At 62.3% G+C, this 26772-nt stretch carries 26 protein-coding genes and 1 other RNA gene; 6 read left to right on the forward strand and 21 right to left on the reverse strand.

The features are described from left to right. Positions 1 to 7: 7 nt before the first annotated feature. The 8 genes from ACIPHM_RS03795 to ACIPHM_RS03830 form a co-directional block, all read right to left on the reverse strand. Positions 8 to 1150 (reverse strand): protein-L-isoaspartate(D-aspartate) O-methyltransferase, encoded by a 1143-nt coding sequence (locus ACIPHM_RS03795; protein ID WP_400324703.1) that lies wholly within the window; start codon positions 1148 to 1150, stop codon positions 8 to 10. Further along, positions 1147 to 1908, reverse strand: coding sequence for a 5'/3'-nucleotidase SurE (gene surE, locus ACIPHM_RS03800; RefSeq protein ID WP_400324704.1), 762 nt, complete (start codon positions 1906 to 1908; stop codon positions 1147 to 1149). The genes ACIPHM_RS03795 and surE overlap by 4 nt, the downstream gene beginning before the upstream one ends. Before the next feature lie 276 nt (positions 1909 to 2184). Beyond that, a complete protein-coding gene (locus ACIPHM_RS03805; protein WP_400324706.1) occupies positions 2185 to 3003 on the reverse strand; it encodes an ABC transporter permease in 819 nt (272 codons plus the stop codon). A gap of 33 nt (positions 3004 to 3036) precedes the next feature. Further along, positions 3037 to 3159 carry a hypothetical protein gene (locus ACIPHM_RS03810; protein WP_400324708.1) on the reverse strand — a complete coding sequence of 41 codons (123 nt, stop codon included), beginning with the start codon at positions 3157 to 3159 and terminating at the stop codon, positions 3037 to 3039. A 6-nt stretch (positions 3160 to 3165) separates the two neighbouring features. Next, positions 3166 to 3978: an ABC transporter ATP-binding protein gene (locus ACIPHM_RS03815; RefSeq protein ID WP_400325317.1), complete on the reverse strand. Its 813-nt coding sequence runs from the start codon at positions 3976 to 3978 to the stop codon at positions 3166 to 3168. Continuing rightward, on the reverse strand, positions 3978 to 5009 hold the full coding sequence (locus ACIPHM_RS03820; RefSeq protein ID WP_400324710.1) for an ABC transporter substrate-binding protein: 1032 nt from the start codon (positions 5007 to 5009) through the stop codon (positions 3978 to 3980). The genes ACIPHM_RS03815 and ACIPHM_RS03820 overlap by 1 nt, the downstream gene beginning before the upstream one ends. Positions 5010 to 5113: 104 nt before the next feature. Then, positions 5114 to 6289, reverse strand: a complete 1176-nt coding sequence (locus ACIPHM_RS03825; protein ID WP_400325319.1) for a CaiB/BaiF CoA transferase family protein — start codon at positions 6287 to 6289, stop codon at positions 5114 to 5116. A 436-nt stretch (positions 6290 to 6725) separates the two neighbouring features. Further along, entirely contained in the window at positions 6726 to 7508 is a 783-nt protein-coding gene (locus tag ACIPHM_RS03830) for a response regulator transcription factor (RefSeq protein WP_400324712.1), read from the reverse strand. 346 nt (positions 7509 to 7854) lie between these two features. On the opposite strand from ACIPHM_RS03830, the gene ACIPHM_RS03835 reads away from it, so the two are divergent. Beyond that, positions 7855 to 8325, forward strand: coding sequence for a hypothetical protein (locus ACIPHM_RS03835; RefSeq protein WP_400324714.1), 471 nt, complete (start codon positions 7855 to 7857; stop codon positions 8323 to 8325). A gap of 157 nt (positions 8326 to 8482) precedes the next feature. Here ACIPHM_RS03835 and ACIPHM_RS03840 read toward each other — a convergent pair whose 3' ends face one another. From ACIPHM_RS03840 to ffs, 12 genes are all read right to left on the reverse strand, one after another. Further along, a complete protein-coding gene (locus tag ACIPHM_RS03840; protein ID WP_400324715.1) occupies positions 8483 to 9814 on the reverse strand; it encodes a hypothetical protein in 1332 nt (443 codons plus the stop codon). A 320-nt stretch (positions 9815 to 10134) separates the two neighbouring features. Further along, the gene (locus ACIPHM_RS03845; RefSeq protein ID WP_400324717.1) at positions 10135 to 10896 is read right to left on the reverse strand and encodes a hypothetical protein; all 762 of its coding nucleotides are present in this window, start codon (positions 10894 to 10896) and stop codon (positions 10135 to 10137) included. A 12-nt stretch (positions 10897 to 10908) separates the two neighbouring features. Next, complete coding sequence (locus tag ACIPHM_RS03850) at positions 10909 to 11619, reverse strand: C39 family peptidase (RefSeq protein WP_400324719.1); 711 nt, start codon at positions 11617 to 11619, stop codon at positions 10909 to 10911. A gap of 53 nt (positions 11620 to 11672) precedes the next feature. Then, entirely contained in the window at positions 11673 to 13052 is a 1380-nt protein-coding gene (locus tag ACIPHM_RS03855) for a hypothetical protein (RefSeq protein ID WP_400324720.1), read from the reverse strand. Between the two features lie 30 nt (positions 13053 to 13082). Then, complete coding sequence (locus tag ACIPHM_RS03860; protein WP_400324721.1) at positions 13083 to 13724, reverse strand: hypothetical protein; 642 nt, start codon at positions 13722 to 13724, stop codon at positions 13083 to 13085. Further along, on the reverse strand, positions 13721 to 14233 hold the full coding sequence (locus ACIPHM_RS03865; RefSeq protein WP_400324722.1) for a hypothetical protein: 513 nt from the start codon (positions 14231 to 14233) through the stop codon (positions 13721 to 13723). Before ACIPHM_RS03865 ends, ACIPHM_RS03860 begins: the two co-directional genes overlap by 4 nt. A 5-nt stretch (positions 14234 to 14238) precedes the next feature. Beyond that, positions 14239 to 14799 (reverse strand): hypothetical protein, encoded by a 561-nt coding sequence (locus ACIPHM_RS03870; RefSeq protein WP_400324723.1) that lies wholly within the window; start codon positions 14797 to 14799, stop codon positions 14239 to 14241. Between the two features lie 693 nt (positions 14800 to 15492). Then, positions 15493 to 16851 (reverse strand): sigma 54-interacting transcriptional regulator, encoded by a 1359-nt coding sequence (locus ACIPHM_RS03875; protein WP_400324725.1) that lies wholly within the window; start codon positions 16849 to 16851, stop codon positions 15493 to 15495. A 249-nt stretch (positions 16852 to 17100) separates the two neighbouring features. After that, positions 17101 to 17703 (reverse strand): recombination mediator RecR, encoded by a 603-nt coding sequence (gene recR / locus ACIPHM_RS03880; protein ID WP_039399107.1) that lies wholly within the window; start codon positions 17701 to 17703, stop codon positions 17101 to 17103. A 34-nt stretch (positions 17704 to 17737) separates the two neighbouring features. Next, on the reverse strand, positions 17738 to 18064 hold the full coding sequence (locus tag ACIPHM_RS03885) for a YbaB/EbfC family nucleoid-associated protein (RefSeq protein WP_010807314.1): 327 nt from the start codon (positions 18062 to 18064) through the stop codon (positions 17738 to 17740). A gap of 125 nt (positions 18065 to 18189) precedes the next feature. Then, positions 18190 to 20133, reverse strand: coding sequence for a DNA polymerase III subunit gamma/tau (gene dnaX / locus ACIPHM_RS03890; protein WP_400324728.1), 1944 nt, complete (start codon positions 20131 to 20133; stop codon positions 18190 to 18192). Between the two features lie 240 nt (positions 20134 to 20373). Further along, an RNA gene (gene ffs, locus ACIPHM_RS03895) (signal recognition particle sRNA small type) lies at positions 20374 to 20472 on the reverse strand. Between the two features lie 303 nt (positions 20473 to 20775). Between ffs and ACIPHM_RS03900 the strand changes: the two genes are divergently transcribed. From ACIPHM_RS03900 to ACIPHM_RS03920, 5 genes are all read left to right on the forward strand, one after another. Next, a complete protein-coding gene (locus tag ACIPHM_RS03900) occupies positions 20776 to 21102 on the forward strand; it encodes a thioredoxin family protein (protein ID WP_400324730.1) in 327 nt (108 codons plus the stop codon). A gap of 264 nt (positions 21103 to 21366) precedes the next feature. Beyond that, positions 21367 to 21687 (forward strand): thioredoxin family protein, encoded by a 321-nt coding sequence (locus tag ACIPHM_RS03905; RefSeq protein ID WP_400324732.1) that lies wholly within the window; start codon positions 21367 to 21369, stop codon positions 21685 to 21687. A gap of 366 nt (positions 21688 to 22053) precedes the next feature. After that, positions 22054 to 22380: a thioredoxin TrxA gene (trxA, locus tag ACIPHM_RS03910; protein ID WP_400324734.1), complete on the forward strand. Its 327-nt coding sequence runs from the start codon at positions 22054 to 22056 to the stop codon at positions 22378 to 22380. A gap of 190 nt (positions 22381 to 22570) precedes the next feature. Next, positions 22571 to 23833 carry a transcription termination factor Rho gene (gene rho / locus ACIPHM_RS03915; protein ID WP_039399112.1) on the forward strand — a complete coding sequence of 421 codons (1263 nt, stop codon included), beginning with the start codon at positions 22571 to 22573 and terminating at the stop codon, positions 23831 to 23833. 252 nt (positions 23834 to 24085) lie between these two features. Continuing rightward, positions 24086 to 25099 carry a hypothetical protein gene (locus ACIPHM_RS03920; RefSeq protein WP_400324736.1) on the forward strand — a complete coding sequence of 338 codons (1014 nt, stop codon included), beginning with the start codon at positions 24086 to 24088 and terminating at the stop codon, positions 25097 to 25099. A gap of 215 nt (positions 25100 to 25314) precedes the next feature. Here the strand turns inward: ACIPHM_RS03920 and ACIPHM_RS03925 are convergent, their stop codons facing one another. Then, complete coding sequence (locus tag ACIPHM_RS03925) at positions 25315 to 26370, reverse strand: extracellular solute-binding protein (protein WP_400324738.1); 1056 nt, start codon at positions 26368 to 26370, stop codon at positions 25315 to 25317. Positions 26371 to 26772 lie beyond the last annotated feature (402 nt).

The raw sequence follows: 26772 nt of genomic DNA on the forward strand, positions 1-26772 counted from the left end.
GACGGGCTTAGATGATGCCCGATTTTAAGGGGACGAATAACACCCTATCAAGCTGCGTCTCGCGCCACTGGCGTGCACCGATGCGCTCGATGAGGGTCAAAATCTGTTGCTCACCGCCCACCGGGGCGACAAGACGTGCACCGACGGCAAGCTGATCGACCAGCGCGTCCGGAATTTCCAGCCCGGCAGCGGCAATCACAATACCGTCGAACGGCGCCACGGCAGGCAGGCCCAGCCGCCCGTCACCGTAATGCAGGCGAATATTGGGCACCCGCAACGGCCGCAGGTTGGCTTTGGCGCGTTCGTGCAATGGGCGCACTCGCTCGATCGAATAGACATCTCGCGCCACGCACGAGAGCACCGCCGCCTGATAGCCGCATCCGGTGCCAATCTCCAGCACCTTTTCCAGCGGACGACCGCTGGCGAGCAGCAATTCGATCATGCGCCCCACGACCGACGGCTTCGAAATCGTCTGTCCGTGACCGATAGGAAGCGCGGCGTCCTCATAAGCCTGATTGGCGAGCGCCGCGTCGACAAATCCGTGGCGTGGCACCGTCGCCAGCGCCGCCAGCACGCCCGGGTGTTTGACGCCCGAGGCCGCGACCCGTTCAGCCATTCGCGCGCGCACGCGCTCGGACGTCAGCCCGATGCCGTCAGGCGAACTCACGGCAACCGGCGCATTCGCGCGTGCTGTGCCGCCAGTCGAAACCTTCGACGGTGCGGCACCTCGCGCGGTGCCTTTGGCTGCGATACCACTGGCCGTCACCCCCTTATGAATAGCCCCCGCGCCATGCGCCTTCGCCACCGGCTTCGGCGCACTTTTCGCGTTATGCGGCGCGGGCTGCGCATGCGGGGCAGACGCCGCGCGGGCGAGGCCTTTCGGCACGACCGCGTGCGGTGTCTGCGCACCGGCCGGGCGCGCTGAAGCACCCGCCATCGGCGTAGACGCAGCGCGCAAGTTGCTATGACTGCCGACCGCCGGCGTCTTCCCGTTTCCTTGATTCGCCGATGTCGCACCACGCGTCATTGCGGCAGGCGGTGCACCAGCGGGGCTGGCACGCGACGCCTTGTCGAGCACCGGCGCCTTACGTTGCCGGCGAGTCATCACTTCGGACAGAGGAAGGGGAAAACGCTTCGGCGGTGTCGTCATCGTTGGGCCACCCCTGCGCTGGCCAGCCAATCGTGCACGACGCCAAGTCGTGCGGTGTGCGTGAGATCCAGTTGCAAGGGGGTGACCGAGACGTAATCGTGCGCCACGGCATGGAAATCGGTGCCTTCGCTGCTATCGCGCGCGTCGCCGGCCGGACCGATCCAGTAAATCGTTTCGCCGCGCGGATTTTCCTGACGGATGACCGGTTGCGATTGGTGACGTTTCCCAAGGCGCGTCGCGAGCGCACCCTTGATGCGGTCGTACGGCAAATTAGGAATGTTGACGTTCAACAAAAAGGGCGCACCCAGCGGACGCTCCATATAGCGCTCGATCACCTCTCGCGCCACGCGAGCGGCGCTGTCGAGATGATCCCAGCCTTTGTTGACCTGGGAGAACGCAAACGACGGAATACCGAAGAGAAAACCTTCGGTAGCCGCCGCCACGGTACCGGAGTACAGCGTGTCTTCGCCCATGTTCTGGCCGTTGTTGATCCCGGAGACCACGATATCGGGCCGCTCATTGAGCAGTCCCGTCAACGCCACGTGGACACAATCGGTCGGCGTGCCGTTAATGAAAGTGAAGTCATTGGGCGCCTTGAAAACAGAAAGCGGCCGTTGCAGGGTCAGAGAGTTGGACGCACCGCTACAGTTCTGTTCGGGCGCTACCACCGTAATGTCGCCAAGCGGAGCCAGCGCTTCGTAAAGCGCGGCCAGGCCTGGCGCCTGATACCCATCGTCGTTGCTGAGCAGGATTCGCATGCGGCAATTGTAACCGAGGAAAGGTGCTCGGATATGACGCCTTAGCGGCATCTGTCGCGTTATCTGTCGCGTTGTTTCCCTTCCCGGTCACGGCCTCGGCGCCCCTCCGCAACAACGACGAAATTGCTACGAATCCACTCGCTATCGGTCCCGTATTGGCCGTCTATGGCCGTCTGTGGCCTGCCCATCGACACCATCCGCCTGCCAGACGCCCGCGTGCGCACGACGTCACCACCGCTGCAGGCACACGCGCGTGCCCAAACCCGTCACATCCGGTTACATCTTTTCGGTTTCCCCGGCCTGCGGCTGCCAGACGAGCAAGCGTCGCTCGACCACACCGACGAGCCCGTCGAGCACCAGCGCGAACGCCGTCAGGATCAGCACCCCGGCGATCACCGCGTTGATATCGAACGTGCCTTCCGCTTGCAGAATCAGATAGCCGACGCCACGCGCCGACCCCAGGTACTCCCCGACCACCGCCCCGACGAACGCAAGACCGACCGAGTTGTGCAGGCTCGAAAACACCCAGCTCGTCGCACTCGGCAAATACACGCGACGCAGCAACTGACGCTGATTCGCGCCCAGCATGCGTGCGTTGGCGAGCACCACCGGACTGACTTCCTTGACGCCTTGATATACGTTGAAGAAGACGATGAAGAACACCAGCGTCACGCCGAGCGCAACTTTCGACCAGATACCAAGCCCGAACCACACCCCGAATATCGGCGCGAGGATCACGCGGGGCATCGAGTTGGCCGCCTTGATGTACGGATCGAGCAATGCACCGGCGCTGGGCGAGAGGGCAAGCCATAGCCCTACCCCCAAGCCGAACACGGTACCGATGGCAAATGCCAGCACCGTCTCGAGCAGTGTCACGCCCAGATGAAGATAGATTTCTCCGCTGACGAACCACTGCCAGATCTGGAGCAGCACCTTCTGCGGCTCTCCGAAGAAGAAAGCCGCCTTGTCGGGGCTGTCGAAATAGAACGCAGGCAGCAACGTCGGGCTCGTGAGGACATACCAGACGAGGAAACCCACCACCAGCAACAGCCATTGCCACAACCGCAAATGCCGCATGATCGAACGATTACGCATGACGAACGAATTCCGGGAATATCAGACGAGCGATCAGACGAGCCAATCGAACAAGCCAAAGCCGTCCGGCAAATCGAACCAGTCCATCCAGTCGAGCCAGCCTGGCCAACTCGGCCAAGCCAGCGAGACCATGAGAAAGCCTGCGATTTGCCACATGACGATTCAGACCGCCTTTAACTGTTGCGCGTAGCCCTTGAGCACTTCCTCGCGCAGCACGTCCCAGATCTGGGCATGCAGCTCGGTGAAGCGCGGATGGTTCCGAATCTCCGCCACATCGCGCGGACGCGGCAGATCGATCCGAAACTCCCCGATAGGGTGCGTACCCGGCCCCGCGGCGAGCACCACCACGCGATCGGACAGCGCAATCGCTTCGTCCAGATCGTGCGTGATGAACAACACCGCGCGGCGCTTGGCTGCCCACAACTCCAGCAACTCGTTTTCCATCAACTGACGTGTCTGGATGTCGAGCGCCGAAAACGGTTCGTCCATCAGAATGATGTCCGGGTCGAGGATCAGCGTCTGCGCCATGGCCACACGCTTGCGCATGCCGCCGGAGAGCTGATGCGGATAGCGATCGCCGAATCCGCCCAGCCCCACCCGCTTGAGCCACTCGTGCCCGCGCGCCCTCGCCTCCTCGGGCGCAACGCCCCGGAATTCCAGACCCGCAGTGACGTTGTCGATGGCGTTGCGCCACGGCATCAGCGCTTCGGCCTGAAACATGTAACCGGCACGCGCGTTGATGCCCTTGAGCGGTTCACCGAACACCTTGATGCTGCCGGACGACGGCGCAAGCAGTCCCGCCGCAACGTTGAGCAAGGTCGATTTGCCGCACCCCGTCGGGCCGACGACCGAGACGAACTCGCCCGGCGCAATGTCGAGCGACGTATCGGCCACCGCCGTGTAACGCTGCGAGCGATCGTCGCGCGCGACGAACGTGCACGTAATGCTGTCGAAACTAAGAGCCGGCGCAGTCATCATTTGTACTTGGCGTCGGCCTTCTTCGTGAACTCGTTCGTGAACGTCTTCGACAGATCGATCGGCTTGCCCTTGACCGTCTCGTCGAACGCCTGCAACGTGCGCAGCGCCGTGGCCGGACCATCGGCCGGAATCAGACCGTCCGGCGAGATGGCTTCCTTCACGCGGCTCCACGCGTCGAGATACAACGCGCGGTCGCCCAGCAGATAAGCGTCGGGCACCGTCTTGATGAGGTCGGCCGGCCCTGCCGTCTGGAGCCAGCGCAGCGCGCGCACCATGGCGTTGGTGAGCGCCTGCGTCGTGTTCGGATTCTTCTGAATGAACGATTCGTTCGTGTAGAGGCACCCCGCCGGCATGTTGCCGCCGAACACCGACACCGTTTCCTTGAGCGTGCGCGTATCCGAGATCACGCGGATCTCCTTGTCGCGCTCGAGCATGGTGATCACCGGGTCGAGGTTGACGATGGCGTCGATATTGCCCGAGCGGATCGCGGCCAGCGCGCCCGACGACGCACCGACACCGACGAAAGCCACCTCGTTGGGCTTAATACCCCCCTTGGCCAGCACGAAGTTCGCCATGATGTTCGTCGACGAACCGGGCGCCGTCACGCCGATCTTCTTGCCGCGCAGATCGGCAATCGACTTGTAGTTCGGCATCGTCTTGTTCGATACGCCGAAGACGATCTGCGGTGCCCGCCCCTGCAATACGAACGCGCGGATGTACTGATTTTTCGCCTGCAACAGAATCGTATGTTCGTAGGCCCCCGACACCACATCGGCGCTACCGCCAACGAGCGCCTGAAGCGCCTTCGAGCCGCCGGCGAAGTCCGAGATTTCGACGTCGAGTCCCTCGTCCTTGAAGTAATTAAGACGTTCGGCAATCGTGAGCGGCAGGTAATAGAACAGGTTCTTGCCGCCGACGGCGATGGCCACCTTGGTCTTCTCGAGCTTGCCTTGCGCGAAGCCGGGGCGAATGCCTGCGCCGATCAAGCCGGTGGCGGCCAGTGCCGTGACGAACTGACGTCTTTGCATGATGTTTTGTCTCCGTGGTTGCAGCGTTCTTTCTTTGTTTGACGTGCTTTATTCACGAGCCGCGGTCGCTGCCGCGCGCCGTGGTCCTGCCTGCGAGGATGTCGTCAGATGACGCCGCTCTCGCGCAGTGTCTTGATTTGCCCGGCATCATAACCCAGTTGCCGGAGCACTTCGTCCGTGTGGGCCCCGAGCTCGGGGCCGAGCCATTGGGTCTGTCCGGGCGTCTCCGAGAGTTTCGGCGAGATGTTCGGCAGATCGATCGGCGTGCCGTCCGGGAACGTATGACGCTGGATCATCTGACGTGCGATGAACTGCGGATCCTTGAACATGTCGGCCACGGTGTAGATGCGGCTCGCCGGGACATCCGCGCCTTGCAGCACGGCAAGCGCCTCATCGATGGGACGCGCTTGTGTCCAGTGCCCGATCGCCTCATCGATTTCCTGCGTGCGCGGCACGCGGCCATCGTTGTGCGCGAGGCCCGGATCTTCCGCCAGATCGGCACGACCGATGGCATGCATCAGGCGCTTGAAGATCGGGTCGCTATTACCGCCCACGACGATCATGCCGTCTGCACAGGGATAGGTGTTGGACGGCACGATACCCGGCAGCGACGCCCCGGTGCGCTCGCGCACCATGCCCGCAACGCTGTATTCCGGCACCACGCTCTCCATCAGGTTGAAGACGGCCTCGTACAGCGCCACGTCGACCACCTGCCCTCGCCCGCCGTTCACGTTGCGATGATGCAGCGCCATCATGGCGCCGATCACACCGTGCAACGCGGCGATGGAGTCACCGATGGAAATGCCGATGCGCGGCGGCGGAAGTTCCGGATAGCCCGTGATGTGACGCAAGCCGCCCATCGACTCGGCAATCGCCCCGAAGCCCGGCCGGTCGCGATACGGCCCCGTCTGACCGTAGCCGGACAGACGCACCATCACCAACCCCGGGTTGTCGGCCGAGAGTTGTTCGTAACCCAATCCGAATCGCTCAAGCAACCCGGGACGGAAATTCTCGACCACGATGTCGGCCTGCGCGGCGAGCTTGCGCACGATCTCCTGCCCCTGCGGGGATTTGAGGTTGATCGTGACCGACTTCTTGTTGCGCGCCTGCACGGCCCACCAGAGCGACGTGCCCCCGGCGTCCGGATGCAGCTTGCGCCACTTGCGCAGCGGGTCGCCATGCTGCGGATCTTCGATCTTGATGACCTCGGCGCCGAATTCACCAAGCATGCGCGCGGCGAACGGGCCGGCAATGAGCGTGCCCAGTTCGAGCACCTTCACGCCCGCGAGCGCACCGAATCCGGGTACGCCGGCCGGCGACGGCGAGGAACGACTGGCGGTATCGGAAGTTTGTGCGGTGGATGCCGCAGACGCCGAAGCAGACCCGTGCGACGGCGTGGATTCGAACGGCTTGGACGACTTGGACAACGCGTGGACTCCTGAGCCTCGTCGACAGCCATCGCCGTCGACTTCGAGACGCCGCCCGCAGGCAGCCTCTATGCATATGGATGACAAATGAAGTTCGTATAGTAATTCGACAGTCGGCTATCGGCCAATAACCTCAAGGGCAATCCCGGAATGTTCCGAGTCGAATCGTCGCAAAGTCCGATATCGGGGATCGGGGCACGCCCGCGACGCCAGAACATTGCTTTAACGATGAGTGGTGACGGATTGCGATGGACCGTGGCCCGATCTGCCACGTCTCGCATCTCGACGCTCAAGTCTCGAACAAATGACGTGCGCCACGCTGCGCTGCAATATAAATTGCCTCGCCGCGATTGCGCGCCCCGAGCCGGCGGTACAACGCGGACACGTGCGTCTTGGCGGTGCCCTCGGAAATCACCAGTTGCTGGCAAATCGTCTTGATGGACAGGCCACGCGACAGGAGCGCCAGGATTTCATACTGGCGTTGGGAGATGCCAAGCAGCGCCGACTCGGCCAGTTGTGTCGCCTTGTCGCCGCCCAGCGGAAACACCGGCAAACGGGAGAGCGGCAGGGCCTCGCCCAGCGCCTCCTGACGCCATAGCACCAGCAACGCCGAAAGCGCCTCCTCCGGCACGAACCGTCCGCCGGAAAGCGCCAGATCGAACACCGAACGAATCCGAGCGACCGAGTTCGGCCATGGCAGACACGCCGCGACACCGGCCTGCAGCCAGCGAATGATTTCATCCGGAAAACCCGCATCGCCCACAACGACGACGGGCACCGGCGGGACACACTCGGAAGCGATCGCACACAAGGTGTCGACCGCTGGCGTACGCGCTACGGATTCGTCGAGCACGAGCACGCGGCGCGAGGGCAACTCGCGCAGCCAGACCCAATCCTGCGGCGCCACACCCGCGACGTGACGCAAGACCGGTGGTGTCACGTTGCCTTCGGTTTGCAACGCGACTTGCAGGCCGCTCACCCAGGTGGCAGCCTCACCTACGACCAGCACACGCATGATTTCCCCTGTCATTCCGGTCAGCATCCCCACGCTGCCGCCCCGCTTTTTTGTCATGCTCGCCGCGCCTGCTGCGTTTGTTTTTTTGCCGGCCCGTTGCATGTTCCTCACATGTCTCGACCGGGACGAAACCTGAAGAAATCCTCCAGTTTCCGTCGTGATTTACGCATCAGATGTCGCCTCGCTGTCAAACCAAGTTTATGCGCGAAGTCCGCGCGGCGGCGAGTTCGTGTAACGCGAACGCCTGTCGATGTTGCCTGTGCGCGACAAACCGCAGTCTGCGTAAATTATTTACTCAGCCTCCGGAAATTCCGCCAATACTTTTTTCCCTTCCCTTTCTCGATTGGCGCAATAGAATACAAGGGGCTTGAGAGGACAGTATGCGGAGGCCGGGGGGCACGCCATGTTCAAGATCAGCGTCAGCACGACGCGTAGCGCCATGTTCTGCCTGGCTGCTGCGTGCTTTGCAAGTATTGCAAGTACCGCGCAGGCCGACGTAATCGGCGCAGTGGCTATCGGCAGCACCCCTGCTGCCGTGAGCGACGCCCTGCTCGGCGGCGCCCGTGCCGCCAACCTGCGCCCCAACATCGTCACCAACGTCGTCAGTCCGGGGCCCGCGGCCGTCGTGCCGGTCAATGCGGCCATCACCATCGCCAACGGCGTTCGCCTGTGGGACGAAGTCATCCCGCCCGCGCCCGCGCCCAAACCAGCGCAGGCCTCGCTATCGTCGCCGGGCCAATCGCGCACGACGCTCGCCGTTTCACAGATCCCGCAGATCCCGCAGCTTCCGCAGACCTCGTCCGCCGGCGTCATGACCACGAGCTTCAAGGTCAATGCCAGCGCCACCCGCATGCCATCCGCCGCCGTGCGCTGAGCGTTATTCACCCGTTATCCCAAGCCAAAGCGCGCCCCCGCTCTCAGGCGGCGACGCGCTTCGCTCATTCCTGCCCTTCGGAGATTTCCGACTTCTCCGTCTCCGTTTCCACTGACGAAACCGCCACACGGCAACGCGTCTGCACCGCGCTGCCCGCTCAGAACGTGTACGGGAAGCGAATACCGATCACGTAGTTCGGAGCGTCCGGCGACATCCCGGCGTTGACGTAACCGTTCACGGTCCAGTGCTTGTTGATGGCGTAGTTGATACCGAAGTTGAGCGACGCCGCGTTCGTCGTACTGCCCGCCACGGTCGTCCAGCTCGCCCCCGGCGTGGCCGTCTTCGTCGCCCGCGAGATAGCGGTCGAGTAAGAGATCGACAGCGCCGTCTTGTCGTTGAGCGCCAGCGCCATCCCCGCGCCGACCTGCACAATGTCCCCGAGCTTGACCTTCGCCGGTTGCACCGTGCCTTCGATCGTCGAGATATCGTCGAACGAGCGAGCCACGTTGTACGTGTACGCCACGTTCGCAAACAGCACGATCGGATCGTAGGTCCGCAGGAACGACAGACCCGCCGTGAACGCCCAGATCCCGTTACCCGTCGGCAAGCGCGAAGGCGTGGTCAGGTTGTTGTTGGTCGGGTCGGGCGTGCCAAGCTTGATGCCGAACGGCGAGGTACCGGTCGGCGCCGTCACACGGAACGACGCCACGATATCGGGCCAGTTCGCGTTTTCCTTGACGATCTGGTAGTACAGGGACGCATTCACGTCGCCGATATTCGCCGAGTTCTTGCTGATATCGCTGATCGACGATGCCGCGCCGCCCACGCCGCCGGAAATGAAGTCCGAATTGCGGTAGAGATACGGCACGTCGAACGCCACGCTCAGCCGGTCGTTGATCCCGTAGCGCGTGTTGACGTCGAACGTCCACACGTTGGCTTTGGTTTCGCCGAGGTTCAACTGGCCGAGGAAGATGGCGTCAAGGGCGAGAAAGCCGCTCAACACCAACTGACGCCGGTCGTAGTAGCTGTAGCTGATACCGGCATCGATGGTGAGCTTGCGATCGAACAGCGGCGCGTGCTGCGCTTGCACCACGGCCTCTTCGGCCGGCGTGCGTTGCGAGTCCGTCTCGCTTTTCTGCATCTGCTGCGTCTCGCCGATCGGTGTGGCCGACGTCGGGCCCGCGGCCCCGGCAGCGCCGCCGCCGGGGGTGCCCGCGGAGCCGGCGGCCGAGCCGTCACCTGGCGAGACTTGTGCGATCTGCGCGGTATCCCATGCGGTCAGACCGCGTCCGCGCTGCGCCATCTCGATATCCGTGAGGCGCTGTTTTAAAGAAGAAATTTCCCGCTGCTGCCGGTCGACCATGTCCATCAACATCTGGAGACGGTCGTCCGGCGATGGGTCCGTATGCTCCTGAGCCTGGGCCGATAGCGTGAAAAGCAGTACCCCCAACGGAATAGCGGCAACGGGAAAAAAACGGTGAGTGTTCATGATCCCCCCCGGGTAAAAGTGCGGACGGGTCGTCCGCGCGCAATCCAACAAACACGTGTTACCAACAACGGTTGTCCTTGCTGCTCGACTGCGGGGTGATGCGTGCGAAACCCGTGACGATAAAGGTCGATGCGTGCTGCCCGGGCCCTGCCGACATCACCTTTTTGTACGCCGCAAACGATCTGCGGCGGCGCCCCACTTCTAGTTTTCATGGCGTCCGGCCAAGGCTTGCCAGGACCTCGGACCTGCTGGACGTTGCTACCGGCGTCGCTCGGGTCATGTTCCACGGCGCGACGCCGTCACTTCACTTGCACTGCCCTTCAATGCCGCACGGCGACCATATTCGCCATCGCGTTCTGAATACCCAGTTGACGCAACCCCGCCGACGTGAGTGCACCCGTTTGCAGGTTCAACTGCATGGTGTTCATCACCTGCTGCGCGTTGCCTGCCACCTGCACGACCTGCATGATCTGGTTCATGGCGCCTGCCGCGCCGCCAGCGATGCTCTGCCCGAGATTGCCGTTCGGGGTATTGAGCGCGAGTTGCATACCCGCCGACGTGATCGCCACGCTGGCGTTCAGATTGCCCACCGTCGTCTGCGAGCTGGTCGTTCCTTGTCCGCTTGCCGGAACAAGCAGAGTGATCGACACGCCCGGACCGTACTGAATGATGGCCTTGTTCAATGCATTGTTCGCATTCCCCGCAACTTGCGTAATCTGGGCGACGCCATTTACCAACACATTCGCCCCCCCGCTCACCATCTGTGTTACGGGGGTAGTGGCGTTCACGACGCCGGGAATAATGGCCGTCGAGGTGCCCGTCTGCACCTGATAGCCCGAGCCGCTCTGGTTCACGCCAAGCACCCCGGTGGCCATCAGACTGGCGCCGGTCGGCATTTGCCACTGCGACTGCATGACGAGCTGAAAGCCCGTAATCATGTTCTGTTGTGCGTATTTGCCGGTCGCATGCGAGAGCACCTCATCGCTCACGGGCTTCCAGCTCTCGGGCAACACGCTGGAGGCAAATGCCGGTACGGCACTGGCAAGCAGCGGGATGGCCAACATCGGTAGATATCGATTCATAGTGGTCTGGTCTCAAAACAGGTCCGCCCGGATGATGCCGAAGTCCACCATCGGGGTCGGTGACGTCCCGGTCGCCAGCGCGCTGTCGCGCAGCTTGGCCGCCAGGGATTCGTTTCCTTTGAGCAGCGGTGAATCCTCCATAAACGGCTTGCCGATGACTGCCAGTACCAAGCCGTTCCACTGTTTGGCAAAATCGGCCTGCTCGATGATGCGATTGCCCAGCGCCGGATCGGACACGAACACACGTCCATCCTTCGCTGCCTTGATGACCACAAAGTGCTGATAGCCGTTGACGTCGATGAGGGCGATGACCGGAATCTTCAGGTCATAAAGCGCGCTCACGTCGACTTTGAAACCTCGCCCCTCAAGTCCCAGCGTCTCCACGAATTTCTTCATGTCGAGCATCGAGAAGCCATTCTTGATGACCGTTTCCGGATTGGAGAACGCCATCATTCGCTTGATCATTTCGGTCTCGGGAATGGTGATCCCGTAGCCGTATTGCAGTAGTGTTGCGAGTGCTGCGGACCCGCAGCTGAAGTCGTATTCCTGCTGGACCAGATTCACGTAGTGCATCGACTTGAACGAGCGCATCTTCTTGACCGCCGGTACACCGGTCGAAGACTCGAGATTCACCGACGCATACTGCGCGTGCCCGGCCACGCTTGCGCACGCCAGAGCGCAAACGGTAGCGATCCTCACTGCGGCACGACGCGCATCATTCATGGCACACCTCATGAAAAAACCGGTCCGGGAAATTCCCGGACCGGTCCGCTACATCACTTGATTGCCGAGATGGCGAGGCTGTTGGCCTGAACGTTGCCGATACCTGCTGCCACGTTCACACCGACGTTGCCGCTGGCGTAGGCGAGAGCGCCATTGCCGAGGGCTGCATTGGCAATGAAGTCACCCGAGGCCTTCATGCTAGCCGTCTGGTCGGTTTGGGCCGTCGAGTTCGCAGCACCGCCCTTGTACCAGCCGCTCGCACCTTGCGAGACAGCGGCTGCCAGGCCGTTCTGCTGCACGTTGCCCACACCCGAAGCCACGTTCACACCCACATTCCCGGTCGCACCGGCGAGCGCACCATCACCCACGCTGGCGTTGACATAGAATTGCGAGATGCTGGCCGAACCCTTCGACGACTGGTTCGCGAACACCTGGGCCGAGGCATACACCGGCTGAGCGTTGAGCGAAGCGATCGCGACGTTGTTGGCCTGCGCGTTGTCGGCACCTGCTGCCACGTTCACGCCGATGTTGCCGTTAGCGTTAGCCAGCGCGCCGTTGCCGAGTGTGGCGCCCATCGTCTGCAGCGTCGAGGTGTTGACGTGCAGCGTGAGCGCCCCCTTCGTCCAGGTCGTGGACTTCATGTACGTATCCTGGAAGCCCCACAGCGCGCCCGCAGCAATCGACTCGCTCGAAATCGACGCCTGACCTTCGTTGAACACCCCATGGAACGCTGCGTCGAAGCTCTTCTGCGTGTTCAGGAAGCCAGCGGCGAGGAAGCCACCCGCTTGTTGCGACTGCTGCCCGTAGGCATAACCGCCCCAAACCGAGCCTTCACCTGCACCAGCGTTACCGGAGGCGTGGAAACCATACAGGGCCAGACCGCCCGGCAGCGGAATGATCCCGCCACCGATGATGCCGCCGGAAGCCGCGAAGTTCGAATACTGATACCCGCCGCCTGCGATGAAGCCACCCGAACCCGAACTGGACTGTCCTGCCACATAACCGGCACCCGCCTGGAAGGACTGGCTGGTGTTGAGATGGCCGTTGGCTTCGGCATTCACCCACGAGGTCGTGTTGTTGTACGACGTGGTGGTCACGCCGCCGATCAGATAGCTACTACCCTGATTCGAAACCGTGGTGGTCTTCGAATCCACACCGTACGTCACCTTGCCTGTCGTGTAGGTACCCAGCAGCGGTCCCTTGAGATTCACGCCGTGTACATCGACGCTCTGGTTGCTTTGCACGACAGCGTTGCCGGTGTTGTCCACCGTCACGCAACCGCGAATGCCGACCAGACCGAAAATGCCGACCAGGTTCAGTACGTTGGTCTCGTTGCCGATGAACGAGAAGCTGTATTGCTGGTGATTGGGCGACGCCAGGGCGCTACCCGTTGCTACCAGCAGTGCAGCCGCTGCAATTGCTTTCGTTTTCATGACCATCTCCTTGACGAGAGAGTTACCCAGTTAAAAAGATGTGCCCGCCGGGGGACGGAGCACAAAAACATTTGCGGTTACATTGCCTATCCCAGCCGACTGGTTCACCTGCAACACACCGCTCACTCCGCGGAAGGCGTCACCGGAAATCGACGCCGTGCGGAACTGATCGTTGAGGTTGTTGGCCCCAGCCGGGCCACCCTTGGAGATCGCAGCGGACAGTGCCGTATCCGATACGCTCGCCACTCCAGACGCATCGCCGGTCACAATGACGGTCGCGTTGCGTTGAAGATTGCCGGCACCGCTCGCCTGGTTGACTTGCGTCAGCCCCGAGGTGCCTGAAAATGCGTTGCCTTGAATTGCGGCGCTGGCGGCGCCGGTCGTCGTCGTGACGAGAGCCTGCTGATTGGTGCTCGACGCACCGGCCGTTAGGCTGCCGCCGTTGGCGATCACCGCGCTGTTGGCCTGCGCGTTATTCACCCCGGCCGCCTGATTCACGCCCAGTGCGCCGGAGACCCCCACCGCCACGCCGCTTTCGATGGTGGCGTGTGTGCCGGCGAGCTCGCCGTTCACGATCCACACGTCCTGTGCGTGCGACACCCCGGCAATGGCCGCCAGTGCGCTAATCACGCTCAGCGCGATGACAGACTTCGCATTGCGATGTGCGCTCATTTCGCGACTCCTGCTGCACCCATGCTGGTGAGCGGCGCCAGTGCCGAATTGATCACCGACGGTACGAGCGTGCCGATGCTGCCGATCCCGCCGCCACCGCCCGCCCCGGCACCGAAGCCGCCGCCGACACCGTTGGTCGTATTGAGCGCATTGCCGCCGCGGGCGTTGCCGACGAGCACACCCATGACCGGGTTGATGCCCGACTGCACTGCGCCGGTGATGAGCCCTGCCGAGCCGCGGCCCGTCAGCTCGCTATCCGTTACCTGACTCACCGCGCCCATGGCCGTATTGAACGGTCCCGTCGGAAAGGCCGGAACGGCGATGCCGATCGGGTTTTGCTCACGCGGCAAGCCGCGGTAGGCGATTTCCGGGCCGATGTTGCGCTCGATCACCAGATCGCCCGGTGTCGCCGGTTCGGCCTTCGCGTGGCCAGGGAGCAGTGCCGGGGTCAGCGCCACGAGCATCGTGACGAGAACACTGCCGGCATGCGGGATGGAGAGTTGCGTCATATCGTTCACCGCGTGGAGTAGGTCACACGCGTCACCTGGACGTTGCCCACACCGTTCGACAGTTGTTGCGGACGCGGCGTCGGCGTGACACCACCGGGCAGTTCGTCCCACAACGTAACGCCGTTGGCGAGGTTCATGCCCGGTGACTTGACCATTGCGGCGCCTTGCAGATTGCGCCCGCGCTGGGTCCCTAGTTGTTCGTCATCGATTCGGGCAGCGGCAAGCGGCATCCCCGAGGCGCCGATGGTCTGGCTGTCGTCTGTCTTGTTCGCGTCGTCGCTGCTCGCGACTGCCGGGGCCGGCTCGGCGAGCGGTGCGGCCTCGGCCACCGGGCCTACGATCGCAACGTCGGCGTCCGAGAGCTGAGCGGCCGGCAGTGTCGGCATTGCAAACGTTGCCGGCACCATGGAACCCGTAAGCATTGCCACCTGCATGAGCGGCGAGCGCGAGACGTCCTGCGCTTGTGCCGGTGCGGCGCACAGTCCGAGCGCCACGGCGATGGCGGCGCTCAATGCGCCTGCGCTTTGACGTACGCGGTACTGGATTTCGGTGGTGAGAATTCGCATCGCTTTGCCCTCCTTGCCCCGACCAATAAAGCGACTTCCGTGCCACCCTCCTTAAGTGATTGAAAACATTGGCGTTAATTTTTACGTCAGGGAGGCGCTTGCTGGCCGGTCGCTGAAAACGTTTCAGCATTGATACGTGGGTTGCGTCGGGCGGCGGTTGTCACGTCGTCGCCCCATTCGTCAAACATTCCGAACTGCGAACGATATCGGCGTGAGCAGCGACGGGTGCCGGGAACGCCCTGTTTACAAGGGTCTCCCGTGACAGATTTGCGGCAGGTTTGCGATTCGGCGCATCGGCGACACGGGTTCGTCACCTGCGGGAAGATTTGGCGCGATGGCGTTCTGCCCCCGGGATGTTTCATCTTTGATGCCTGTTCGGGACAACCCTCGGGGCATTTCCTAGCGAAAGACAAGACAAGACGAGACAACGCAAAGCGTATGAACTCGAGGCGCCGATATGAGCACAGCGCCTCACCGCTATCCCCCGTCGTTATTGGCGATGGCAGGAGTCGCGAACGGCGAGGACAGTGCGTAGTCGTCGGTAAAATCGCGGGGGGAAGACGTGTTTTTTCAAGGACGGCACCAGGCGGCACAGGACGGTAAGCGCTGCCATGACGACGATATTCAGGATCCCAAAAAGAAACGACCGCCCTGCTCAACACAGGACGGTCGCCCTCTCTTCGCCAGAAGATATCAGGCCGGCACGCCCGATTCGTCACCGCGCATTCCGTAGCGGCACATGAGCCGATACAGCGTGATACGCGAAATGCCCAGCTCTGCGGCCACGTCCGTGAGACGGTGGCAGTGGCGCAGCAATGCCTGCTCGATGGCCGTTCGTTCGGCCTCCGCGCGAATTTCCTCGAGCGTGCGCACCAGCGTCGGCACCCACGGCAGAAGGTCGAGATCCTTGGCCGAAATCATGCGGCTGTCGGCCATCACGATGGCCCGGCGTACGCGGTTGATCAACTCGCGCACGTTGCCCGGCCAGTGGTATTCGTACATCGCCTGCACCGCGCATTGCGTGAAGCCGCGGATCTTGCGATGGTTGTCGCCTTTGAAGCGTTGCAGCACGTGATGCGCGAGGATCTCGATGTCCTGGCCGCGCGCGCGCAGCGGCGGCTCGTCCACACGCAGCACGCAAAGGCGATGGAACAAATCCATGCGGAAGCGTCCCTCGGTCACGGCCGTCTCCAGATCGACGTGCGTCGCGGAAATGATGCGCACATTGACCGGAATGACTTCGTGACCGCCCAGACGCTCGATAGCGCCCTGCTGGAGGAAGCGCAACAGACTCGCCTGACTCTCGATCGGTAGATCGCCGATTTCGTCGAGGAACAGCGTGCCGCCGTTGGCAGACTCGACCCGCCCGACTTTACGCGCGTTGGCGCCGGTGAAGGCACCCCGTTCGTAGCCGAATAGTTCGGACTGCATCAGATGCGGCGGAATCGCCCCGCAATTGATGGCCACGAACGGCCCCTTCGCACGCAAGGAGCGCTCATGGATCGCCACCGCGCTCAGTTCCTTGCCCGTGCCCGACTCGCCCGAGATGAACACGGGGGCATCGGTATTGGCCACTTTGCGGATGGTGCGAAAGAGTTGCTGCATTGCCTCGCACGTGCCGACCATCTCCTGATCGCCACCGACTTGAGGCGTGACGATGGGCGCTTCCGAGAGCGAGGCCATGCCCCACGCGTGCCCGATCGTCAACGCGAGCTGATCGTTCGTGCAGGGGACATTGACATAGTCGAAGCAATAGTCACGAATGAGCCGACGGATCGACGTGGTCGTGAGTTGCTCGGGATTCGTTGCGGCGACCCAGCCAACCGTTGCCGGTTGCATGCAAGCCTCGAACGCCCCCATCTCGCGGTCGCTATAACCGCTCGCCAGGTCGATGAGTGCTGCGCTGGTGACCCCCGGATTCAGAATGCGACCGACGTCGCTGGCGCTCTTGGCCGGCACTACCTGCCAGCCTTGCTCTCCCAGAAACGACAGCAAGCCGTCGTTGTGCTTTCGGGAGGCGTAAATCAGGGTGCGCCCGGTATCGTTAGCCATACCTTAACTCCCTGCCTAAGCAGTGCTTGCTCGCAGTTTGCCGGTCTCAGACCGGTTCGGCGCGCAAGTATACGGCCCCACGCCGCCTGGGCGTTATGGTGGTCGCTGTGAAGCGTTCGGTCCCCAAGTCGGCAGGTTCAGTCTAGAAGACGGGAATATGCGCAGATATAGCGAATAACAGCTAATCCGATTGGATGAGAGGGGCAGCACCTACGCGCAGAGGTGGCCGGGGTCACCTGCGCGTCATGCTCAGAGCGTATGTCTGTCGAGGACGGCGCGGGCGATCGTGCCGGCGTCCACGTATTCCAGTTCGCCGCCGACAGGCACGCCTCGGGCGAGGCGGCTCACGCGCAAACCACGCGCTTTTAACGTCTGTCCAATGTAATGGGCGGTGGCTTCGCCTTCATTGGTGAAGTTGGTGGCAAGCACCACTTCCTTAACCACGCCATCGGTGGCGCGGCGAATCAACTGCTCGAAATGGATTTCGCCCGGCCCCACGCCGTCGAGCGGCGAGAGATGCCCCATGAGCACGAAATACAGACCTTTGAAGGTCATCGTCTGCTCGAGCATGTTCTGGTCGGCGGGCGTTTCCACCACGCAAAGCAGGCTCGTGTCGCGCTCGGGATCGAGACACGTCTCGCAGATTTCGACTTCGGTGAACGTGTTGCAGCGCGCGCAATGGCGAATCTGCTCGGAGGCATGCACCAGCGCCTCGCCCAGCCGCACCGCGCCTTTACGGTCGCGTTGCAGCAGATGGTAAGCAATGCGTTGTGCGGATTTCGGTCCGACACCCGGCAACGCGCGCAAGGCGTCGACGAGTTCCTGCAAGCTCGATAGCTGAAGCTGGGGCATGCGTCGTCTTTCTGATAAAGCGGGCGGGAGACGCTCAGAACGGCATCTTGAAGCCCGGCGGCAGCGGCAGACCGGCGGTCAGCCCCCCCATCTTTTCCTGCGCGGTGGCTTCGGCCTTGCGAACGGCGTCGTTGAACGCAGCCGCCACGAGGTCTTCGAGCATGTCCTTGTCGTCGGCCAGCAGGCTCGGATCGATGGTCACGCGACGCACGTCGTTCTTGCAGGTCATCACCACCTTCACGAGACCGGCGCCCGACTGACCCTCGACTTCGATCTGCGCCAGTTGCTCCTGCGCCTTCTTCATGTTTTCCTGCATTTGCTGAGCCTGTTTCATCAGACCCGCGATGTTTCCTTTCAGCATCATGACTCCTGAGTAAATCGTATGAGGTGCGCGTCGCGCGCGTGGTGAGACGTGTGAATGAAGACGTCGAACGCACGTTTAGGGGCGGAATTCGAAAACCCGCCCCATCGCGAAACCGAATTTGCTTATTGTACCGGGCGAATGCTGCCTTGAAGAATCTGGGCGTCGAATTCGTCGATCAATTCGCGTACCAGCGGGTCGTCGGCAATCGCCTGCTCGGCCGCGCGCTGACGCGCCGCAGCCGCTTGCGCCGCAAGCGAAGCGGCCGTCGTGCCCACCTGCCCCAGTTCGACGTGCAATTGCACGTCCCCGCCGAAGTGTTCGGTGAGCACCTGACGCAGTTTGTCGGTCGTAGCGGCATCGGCCAACTGACGCAGCGGCACGCGCAGATACAGCGCGCGGCCCGCGACTTCCGTCAGCTCGCTCTGGAAGGCCAGTTGCTGCGCCAGACCGCGAGCGGGGAGCGTTTGCGCCAATGCCGGCCACTCGCCGGTAAAGACGGGCGCGACGCCATCGGCTTCACGATAGACGCAGGCGCGTGGTGCGGCCGCAGGTGCGGGAGCTGTCTCGGAAGACGCCGCAGATCCGGCAGGCTCGGGCTCCGGATCGGCACCGGCAGGTGCTTCGTCCGAAGCGCGGGTTGCGCTGGCGCGATTGGCACTGGCCGTGCCGCCCGCGCGCCCTGCCGTGCCCTTGCGTCCCGCATTGAGCGCGGCGAGCGCCGCACGCGCGGGCGACATCGGCGCGCCATCGGCCGGCGCGCCCGGCGCACTACTGCGCGCGGCCGGGGCACGACGTGCCTCGGGCTGCGCTGCCGGTGCAGGCGACGGTGCGGACATTGCAGAAGATGAGGAAGGCGCGGAAGGTGCAGACGCACGAGGTGCCGGCTCAGCCATCGGCGCACGCGTCGGCGCAGCGGCGGTAGCGGCACGCACCGCGCCTGCGGCTTGCGGCGTCGGCGGCTCGGCGAGCGTTCCGCCCGCGAGCAGCGGCGTGAACGCCGCCATGCGCAGCAGCGCCATCGAAAAGCCCGTGTATTCGTCAGGCGCCAGACCGAGATCGCCGCGCGCACGCGTGGCGATCTGGTAATAGAGCTGGACGGCTTCCGGCGACAGCGCTTCGGCCAGGCGTCGCACGTCGACGGCTTCCGGCCAGTCCTCGGACACGGCCTGCGGCGCGTATTGCGCCAGCGCGATCTTGTGCAGCAGGCTGCCAAGATCCTGCAAGCCTGCGGAGAACGAGAAGCTGCGCTCGGCCATTTCGTCGGCAATCGCCAGCAGATCGGTACGCGATTCGTCCTTGAGTGCATCGAGCAGACGCACCAGCACGCTCTGATCGATAGCGCCGAGCATGCCGCGCACGGCCGTCTCGGTGAGCGGGCCCGCTGCATAGGCGATGGCCTGATCGGTGAGCGACAGGGCGTCACGCATGCTGCCGCCCGCCGCCTTCGCGAGCAGACGCAGCGCCTGCGGCTCGTTCTCGATCCCTTCTTCGCCGAGAATGTTCGTGAGGTGCGACACGATGTGTCCGGCCGGCATCTGCTTCAGGTTGAATTGCAGGCAGCGCGAGAGCACGGTGACCGGAATCTTCTGAGGATCGGTCGTCGCGAGAATGAATTTGACGTGAGCAGGCGGCTCTTCGAGCGTCTTGAGCATCGCGTTGAACGCGTGGCCCGTGAGCATGTGCACTTCGTCGATCATGTAGACCTTGAAGCGCGCGTCCGCCGGGGCGTAGACCGCCTTTTCGAGCAGCGACGTCATCTCGTCAACGCCACGGTTCGAGGCCGCGTCCATTTCGACGTAGTCGACGAAACGCCCTTCATCGATGGCACGGCAGGCCTTGCAGACGCCGCAGGGCGCTGCGGTGATCCCCGTCTCGCAATTGAGTGCCTTGGCCAGAATGCGCGAGAGCGTGGTTTTGCCGACGCCGCGCGTGCCGGTAAACAAATAGGCGTGGTGCAGGCGCTGTTGCTCGAGCGCGTGCGTCAATGCACGCACGACATGCTCCTGGCCCACCAGGGTCGAGAAGCCTTTGGGGCGCCATTTGCGCGCGAGTACTTGATAGGTCATGCCAAATTGTAACAGTTCGGCGTTGCGCTTCGGCACCGATGTCGACGCCCGATCAGGCGTCTTTTCCCTGCCAAATCTGGCGGGCTATCGATGCGACGAAAAAAGGTTGCGCGATTCTACCAAGCCCGTCGGCCCCACGCGATACGCGTCATAGGCTAACGCCCAAATTACGGAAAAAGCGTGTACTCGGAAGAGAAATTTGCGCAGAACGCGCGGAGAACATTGCAGAACAAGGCGTTAGGTGACGAGCCTGACCCTCGGCACTGGTGGAAAACGGCTGTGGCTGCTTCGTTCCCGACCTGACCAGATTGGCCGCGCCACCATGCGAGGAGGCCCGTCAGAGAAAGATTCTACCAGAGTCGGCGCGCCAACAGAAGACCATTACGCGAAATTGTGCAACGCAACGTAGCAGCGGGCGTTTTGTCGCCTGCGGGGATGACGCGCGCAAAGGCGTTGGCAATTCCGCTAGGGTGACGAGGTGAACTGCATTGGCGAGCGCGGCCGAGGCACGCGATTGCAGCTTCCTTGGGGGGGCGGCGCTTACGGGAACACCGAGCGGCCTTTCCGACGTTGATGAAAGCTGGCGGCCAACCGCGTCATTTTCATCGAACCCTTTCCAATCACCAGACGAGGACTATTTTCATGAGCCAAGTCAATTACGTTACCGAAGAGACTTTCGATTCGGAAGTTCTGTCATCCGACAAACCGGTGCTGGTCGTCTTCTTCACACAATGGGCCACCTCAAGAAAGAGCAAGGCGTTCTTCGTGATCGTGGATGAAGTCACTCCGAAGTACGCTGACACGTTGAAAATTGCCAGGTGCGATTTGGATGCTTTTCCCCAAGTGGCGAAGTCATACGATATTTGCGGCGAGCCGACGTTGGTCCTGTTCAAGAACGGCTCGTCAACCGCCACGTTGAATTACGCGTCGCAGTCGATGCTGACCGAAATGCTCAACGCACATCTTTAGTCCAGGGCGAGGGAAAACACAAAGGCCGCCGTCTCGACAATGCACCTCACCTACGACGAACGAAACTTCATCGCCCATGGACGGCATGGGCAAGCGCAGGAATTTCCCACCGGGTGAGCACGAACGGCTTTGGCGCAGCAATTGCCGCCTACACCGCCCCTCCCCGGAAACACCGGGTGACATCGCCAGTATCGATGGATGCAAGCGGCTTACCGCGCCACTTTCATCGAGTCTTTTCAAATCGTCAAACGAGGTCAATTTTTCATGAGCCAAGTCAAGCAAATCACGCCCGACGCCTTCGATGTGGAAGTTCGTCAATCCGCCGAACCCGTGTTGGTCGTTTTCGTTGCAACATGGTCGGGAGAATGCACGCAGTTCTCCCCAGCCCTGGACGATATCGCCCGGAAATACGGTAACAGGGTGAAAATCATCAAGTGCGATGTAGATGAATGCCAAGAGGCAGCAACGGACTTCGACGTTTCCTGCATGCCGACCGCGATCCTGCTCAAAAACGGAGAAATCGACGCAGCATTCAGTGGCTCACAGAAATCGAAGCTGATTGAGATGCTCGACAAATTTATTTAACCCCTAGCCAACGACAAACGCCGGGGCCCTCGTCGCCACATCGCGACAACCCGGCGCCCGCGTGCGCTTCGCCGCACGCGCGAACGATCCGGAACAAAACGTAGACGAGTCCAGCACGTCACGCCCGCCCCTTGCGCCAGACGCTTCGCCGCCCACGGGCACAGTACCGGCAAGCGCAGGAAATTTCCGCTAATATGAGCACAAACTGCATTGGCGGGCGCTATTGAAGCACGCGATTGCAGCCTCCATATGGAGAATGCACGCCCGCGAAAACCGGGTGACATCTCCAGCGTCGGTGAAAGCGAACGGTTTTCGGAACCACTTTCATCAGACGTTTCCGAATAGTCAGACGAGGCAACAATACTCATGAGCGAAACTATCAAGCATATCTCCGACGCCAGCTTCGATGCGGACGTTATGAAATCCGACAAGCCGGTGCTGCTCGACTTCTGGGCGGATTGGTGCGGCCCCTGCAAGATGATCGCCCCGATCCTGGACGAAGTCTCCAAGGAATACGGCGAAAAGGTGCAGATCGCCAAGATCAACGTCGACGAGAACCAGGGTGTGCCGGCCAAATACGGCATTCGCGGCATTCCGACCCTGATTCTGTTCAAGAACGGCGCGGTGGCCGCGCAGAAGGTTGGCGCCCTGTCGAAGTCGCAACTGACCTCGTTCCTCGACGGCAATCTGTAATCTCCCGTCGATGGCAGGTACCGGGGCCTTTGTCGCCACAGTGCGACACCCCGGTGCCGAGCAGTCGGTGCTGTGCTTGCACTGGGCGCTGCTTGCTATATAATCCGCCACAAAGCTTCCCAAAGTTCTTCGAGCGTTCGCTCACTTTTCCCTGATCATTCACTTGTCGTCCAGCGGACGGCACCTCCGTATGCATTTATCCGAACTAAAGTCCCAGCACGTCTCCGAGCTGCTAGAAATGGCGAACGGTCTCGAAATCGAGAACGCCAACCGCCTTCGCAAGCAGGAGCTGATGTTCGCCATTCTGAAGAAGCGCGCAAAGTCCGGCGAAACCATCTTTGGCGACGGTACGCTGGAAGTGCTGCCGGACGGCTTCGGTTTCCTGCGCTCGCCTGAGACGTCGTATCTCGCCAGCACGGACGACATCTACATCAGCCCGTCGCAGATCCGCCGTTTCAACCTGCATACCGGCGACACGATCGAAGGGGAAGTGCGTACGCCGAAGGACGGCGAGCGCTATTTCGCGCTGGTGAAGGTCGACAAAGTCAACGGCCACCCGCCCGAGGCCTCGAAACATAAGATCATGTTCGAGAACCTCACGCCGCTGCACCCGAACAAGCCGCTGCTGCTCGAGCGCGACATTCGCGGCGAAGAGAACGTGACGGGCCGCATCATCGACATGATCGCCCCGATCGGCAAGGGCCAGCGCGGTCTGCTGGTCGCCTCGCCGAAGTCCGGCAAGACGGTCATGCTGCAGCACATCGCTCACGCGATCACGGCCAACCATCCGGAAGCCAAGCTCTTCGTGCTGCTCATCGACGAGCGCCCGGAAGAAGTGACCGAAATGCAGCGCTCGGTGCGCGGCGAAGTGATCGCGTCGACGTTCGACGAACCGGCCACGCGTCACGTGCAAGTCGCCGAAATGGTCATCGAGAAGGCCAAGCGCCTGATCGAAATGAAAGAAGACGTGGTGATTCTGCTCGACTCGATCACGCGTCTGGCCCGCGCCTACAACACCGTGATCCCGGCATCGGGCAAGGTGCTCACCGGCGGTGTGGACGCCAACGCCCTGCAACGCCCGAAGCGCTTCTTCGGTGCGGCGCGTAACGTCGAAGAAGGTGGCTCGCTCACGATCATTGCCACGGCGCTGATCGAAACCGGCAGCCGCATGGACGACGTGATCTACGAAGAATTCAAGGGCACCGGCAACATGGAAGTGCACCTCGAGCGCCGTCTCGCGGAAAAGCGCGTCTATCCGTCGATCAACCTGAACAAGTCGGGTACGCGTCGCGAAGAGTTGCTCATCAAGCCGGAAATCCTCCAGAAGATCTGGGTGCTGCGCAAGCTCATCTACGATATGGACGAGGCCGAGGCAATGGAATTCCTGCTTGGCAAGATCAAGCAGACGAAGAACAACGCCGAGTTCTTCGACCTGATGCGCCGCGGCGGCTAATTCCACGGATTCAGCCTGTTCTGCTCGACGCATCAAGAGAAAAAGCCGCGACACCCGGTCGCGGCTTTTTCATTGCACCGTTCACCGGTGTGCGCCCTTCCTCATCCCCCCTCGTTCCCGCCCTGCACCGCCGATTGCGGCTCGCTCCCACGCGATGCGGGCTGTCACGATGCCTGTTATATGATGGAACGATACCGCGTGCTGGCCGCCGGTACGCCTTCCCCAAAAGCGGTTCCCGAAGGAGAAATTGCAATGTCCGAGAAAGACGAATTGATGGCGGAAGCCTTCGCCCACCTGGAAGCCGGTGACCCCGAAACGGCCCTGGAGATCGGCAAACGGCTTGAGTCGATGCAGTACTCGGGCGCCTACGAGGTGCAGGCAATGGCCTACGCCGACATGGACGAAATGGAGCAGGCCGTCGCCGTGCTCGAAGCCGGTGTCGCGCATGCACCGGGCGTCTGGCTGCTCTGGCAACTGCTCGGCAACTACCGCTCCGATCTCGGTCGCTTTCCCGCCGCCATCGAGGCCTACGAGGCCGCCAGCAATTGCGCACCGGACGAAGACCTCGTGATCGTCGACTTCAACCACGCCAACGCCCTCGCCCGCCAAGGCGATTTCGCGGCGGCGCAAACGCGTCTCGACCGCACGCTCGAAAGCCCGCATCTCGCCCAGGCGGGACGCGCCTTCATCGAGAACGCCATCGCGCTGCGCATGCATCTATTCGTCGCCCAAGGTGAGCCGAAGGCCGCCATCGAGACGTTTGAGGCCCTGGCGAAGCAGGCGCACGACGAAGAAGGCAGCAACGTCTCGATGGCCGACGTGCTCGCCGAACTCTCGCACGCGTATAAGCACAACGGCGAGAACGATAAGGCGCTGGCCACCGCCCTCGAAGCCGTGCAGCTCTACAAGTGGAGCGACGCCGCCCTGTGGGCGCTGCGCGCCGCCCGCGACGAGCAATCGGAGACCGCCCGCGCGATGCATCTGATCGTGGAAGGCCAATGGTACGAACCGCTGGAAGACGAAGATCCGGACGGCCCTGCCCCCGAATTCGTCACCACGTATGACGTTGTTGCCGAGGACGAGCAGGAGGCATTGCGCCTGATCGCCGAATGCGAGCCGCCGCAAGTGCGCGAGTCGCTTCGCATCGCCGAGACGCATCCGATCGACAACGACGACGCGTCGGCCACGGCGTACAAGGGTGTCTATGCGACCGGCGATTACCATATGTACCAGCCGGGCGAAGAAGACGAACTGCTTGAGGACTGAGCCGGCGCTGCGTTACGGCAGACGGCCATCGCTGCCGTCAGCGACTGGCGCCCTCGGCCACCGTAAGCTGCAATCAGATGCCATAAGCTCCCGCGAGCCGTAAAAACGTAAACGCCAGAAGGGCGCCGGAATCCTCCGGCGCCCTTCTGTTTTTTAACGCACGTTGCACGCAGCGACGCTCACAAACCTACCGTTGCCCGTGACCGTCGAGCGCCTTATTTATAGCCAGCGCGATCGAGAATGCGTTGCGCCTCCGGCAGGTTCTTCGCGATGGTGCCGATGGGCACGTCCTCCGCCTTGAACTCGCCCAGCGAGGCAAGCGCCGGGTTGTCGACCTTGGTCGTCGGCACGGCCGGCCACTCGTTGTTGCCGTTCGCGAAGTATTGTTGCGCTTCGTCGCTCGCCAGATACTCCAGGAACTTGACCGCATTCGCGTGATTCGGGGCGTGCTTGGCAATGCCGGCACCGGCCACGTTCACGTGCGTACCCTTGCCTGCCTGATCCGGCCAGATGAAGCCGACCTTCGACATCAGCGCCTTGTCTTCGGGCTTGTCCGAGCGTGCCATGCGCACGTAGTAATAGGAGTTCGCCAGCGCCACGCCGCACTCGCCCGTTGCCACGGCCTTGATCTGATCGGTATCGCCACCGCGCGGCGCCCGCGCGAAGTTCGCGACCATCCCTTGCGCCCAATTCTGCGTCGCCTGCGCACCTTCGCGGGCGATCAGCGCACCGACCAGCGAGAGCATATACGGATGCGAGCCCGAGCGCGTGCAGACCTGCCCCTTGTGCGACGGGTCCGCGAGCGACGCATACGTCTGCACCGTCTTCGGATCGAGCTTGTCCTTGTTGTAGACGATCACGCGAGCGCGCGTCGAGAAGCCATACCAGTCCGTGCCCGCCTTCGTGCTCGCGGCATGCAGCTTGGCCGGAATACGAGCGTCGAGCGTCGCCGACCGGGTCGGCTGGAACAGCCCCGCTTCGTCGGCCTTGGCCAGTCGCGCGGCATCGACCATCAGGATGACGTCGACCGGGCTCTTCGCGCCCTCGCTTTTCAGTCGCTCCAGCAGCGCTGCGTCGTCCGCCTCGATGCGATTGATCTTGATGCCGGTCTGCTTGGTGAACGTACCGAAAAGCTGTTCGTCGGTCTGATAGTGACGCGCCGAGTACAAATTCAACACGCCATTGGTATCCGCTTGCGCGCCGAATGCCGCCGCCACCGTCGTGCCGAGCACCGTCAGTCGCGCCAGCTTGCCGATCGTCTTCGCCTTCATGGGCCGTTCCCCTTCATCATGGTTTCGCAGAGAGGAACAGCATAATGAAAAACATCGATCAACACAAATGATTCCCATTCGTATTTATTCAGATATTCACTATTGTTGACGCACAGGCGTTCAGGCGGGAGATGTGCGGCGTCGATGCCGCGAAGCGGAGGACTTCGGTCGAGGAGCCAACACCCAAGGGCCAACGCCCAAAGCTCGTGCCGAAGCGGGCGCGATGCATCGGAGCGTCATGCACCGCGACGTGTTACGGCAGATAAGACGAGGCCCCCCGGGCAAAGGTTCCACGTCAGGTAGCCGCACATGAATGACACCTTCGAAAAGTGAACCGATTTGTGCCCGCGATGCTCCAATCGCCGTAAAATTGCGCGTCGACGCGCGCCGGCAGCCACGATC

It is taken from the genome of Pandoraea sp. NPDC087047 (assembly GCF_044745225.1).
GTDB lineage: Bacteria > Pseudomonadota > Gammaproteobacteria > Burkholderiales > Burkholderiaceae > Pandoraea.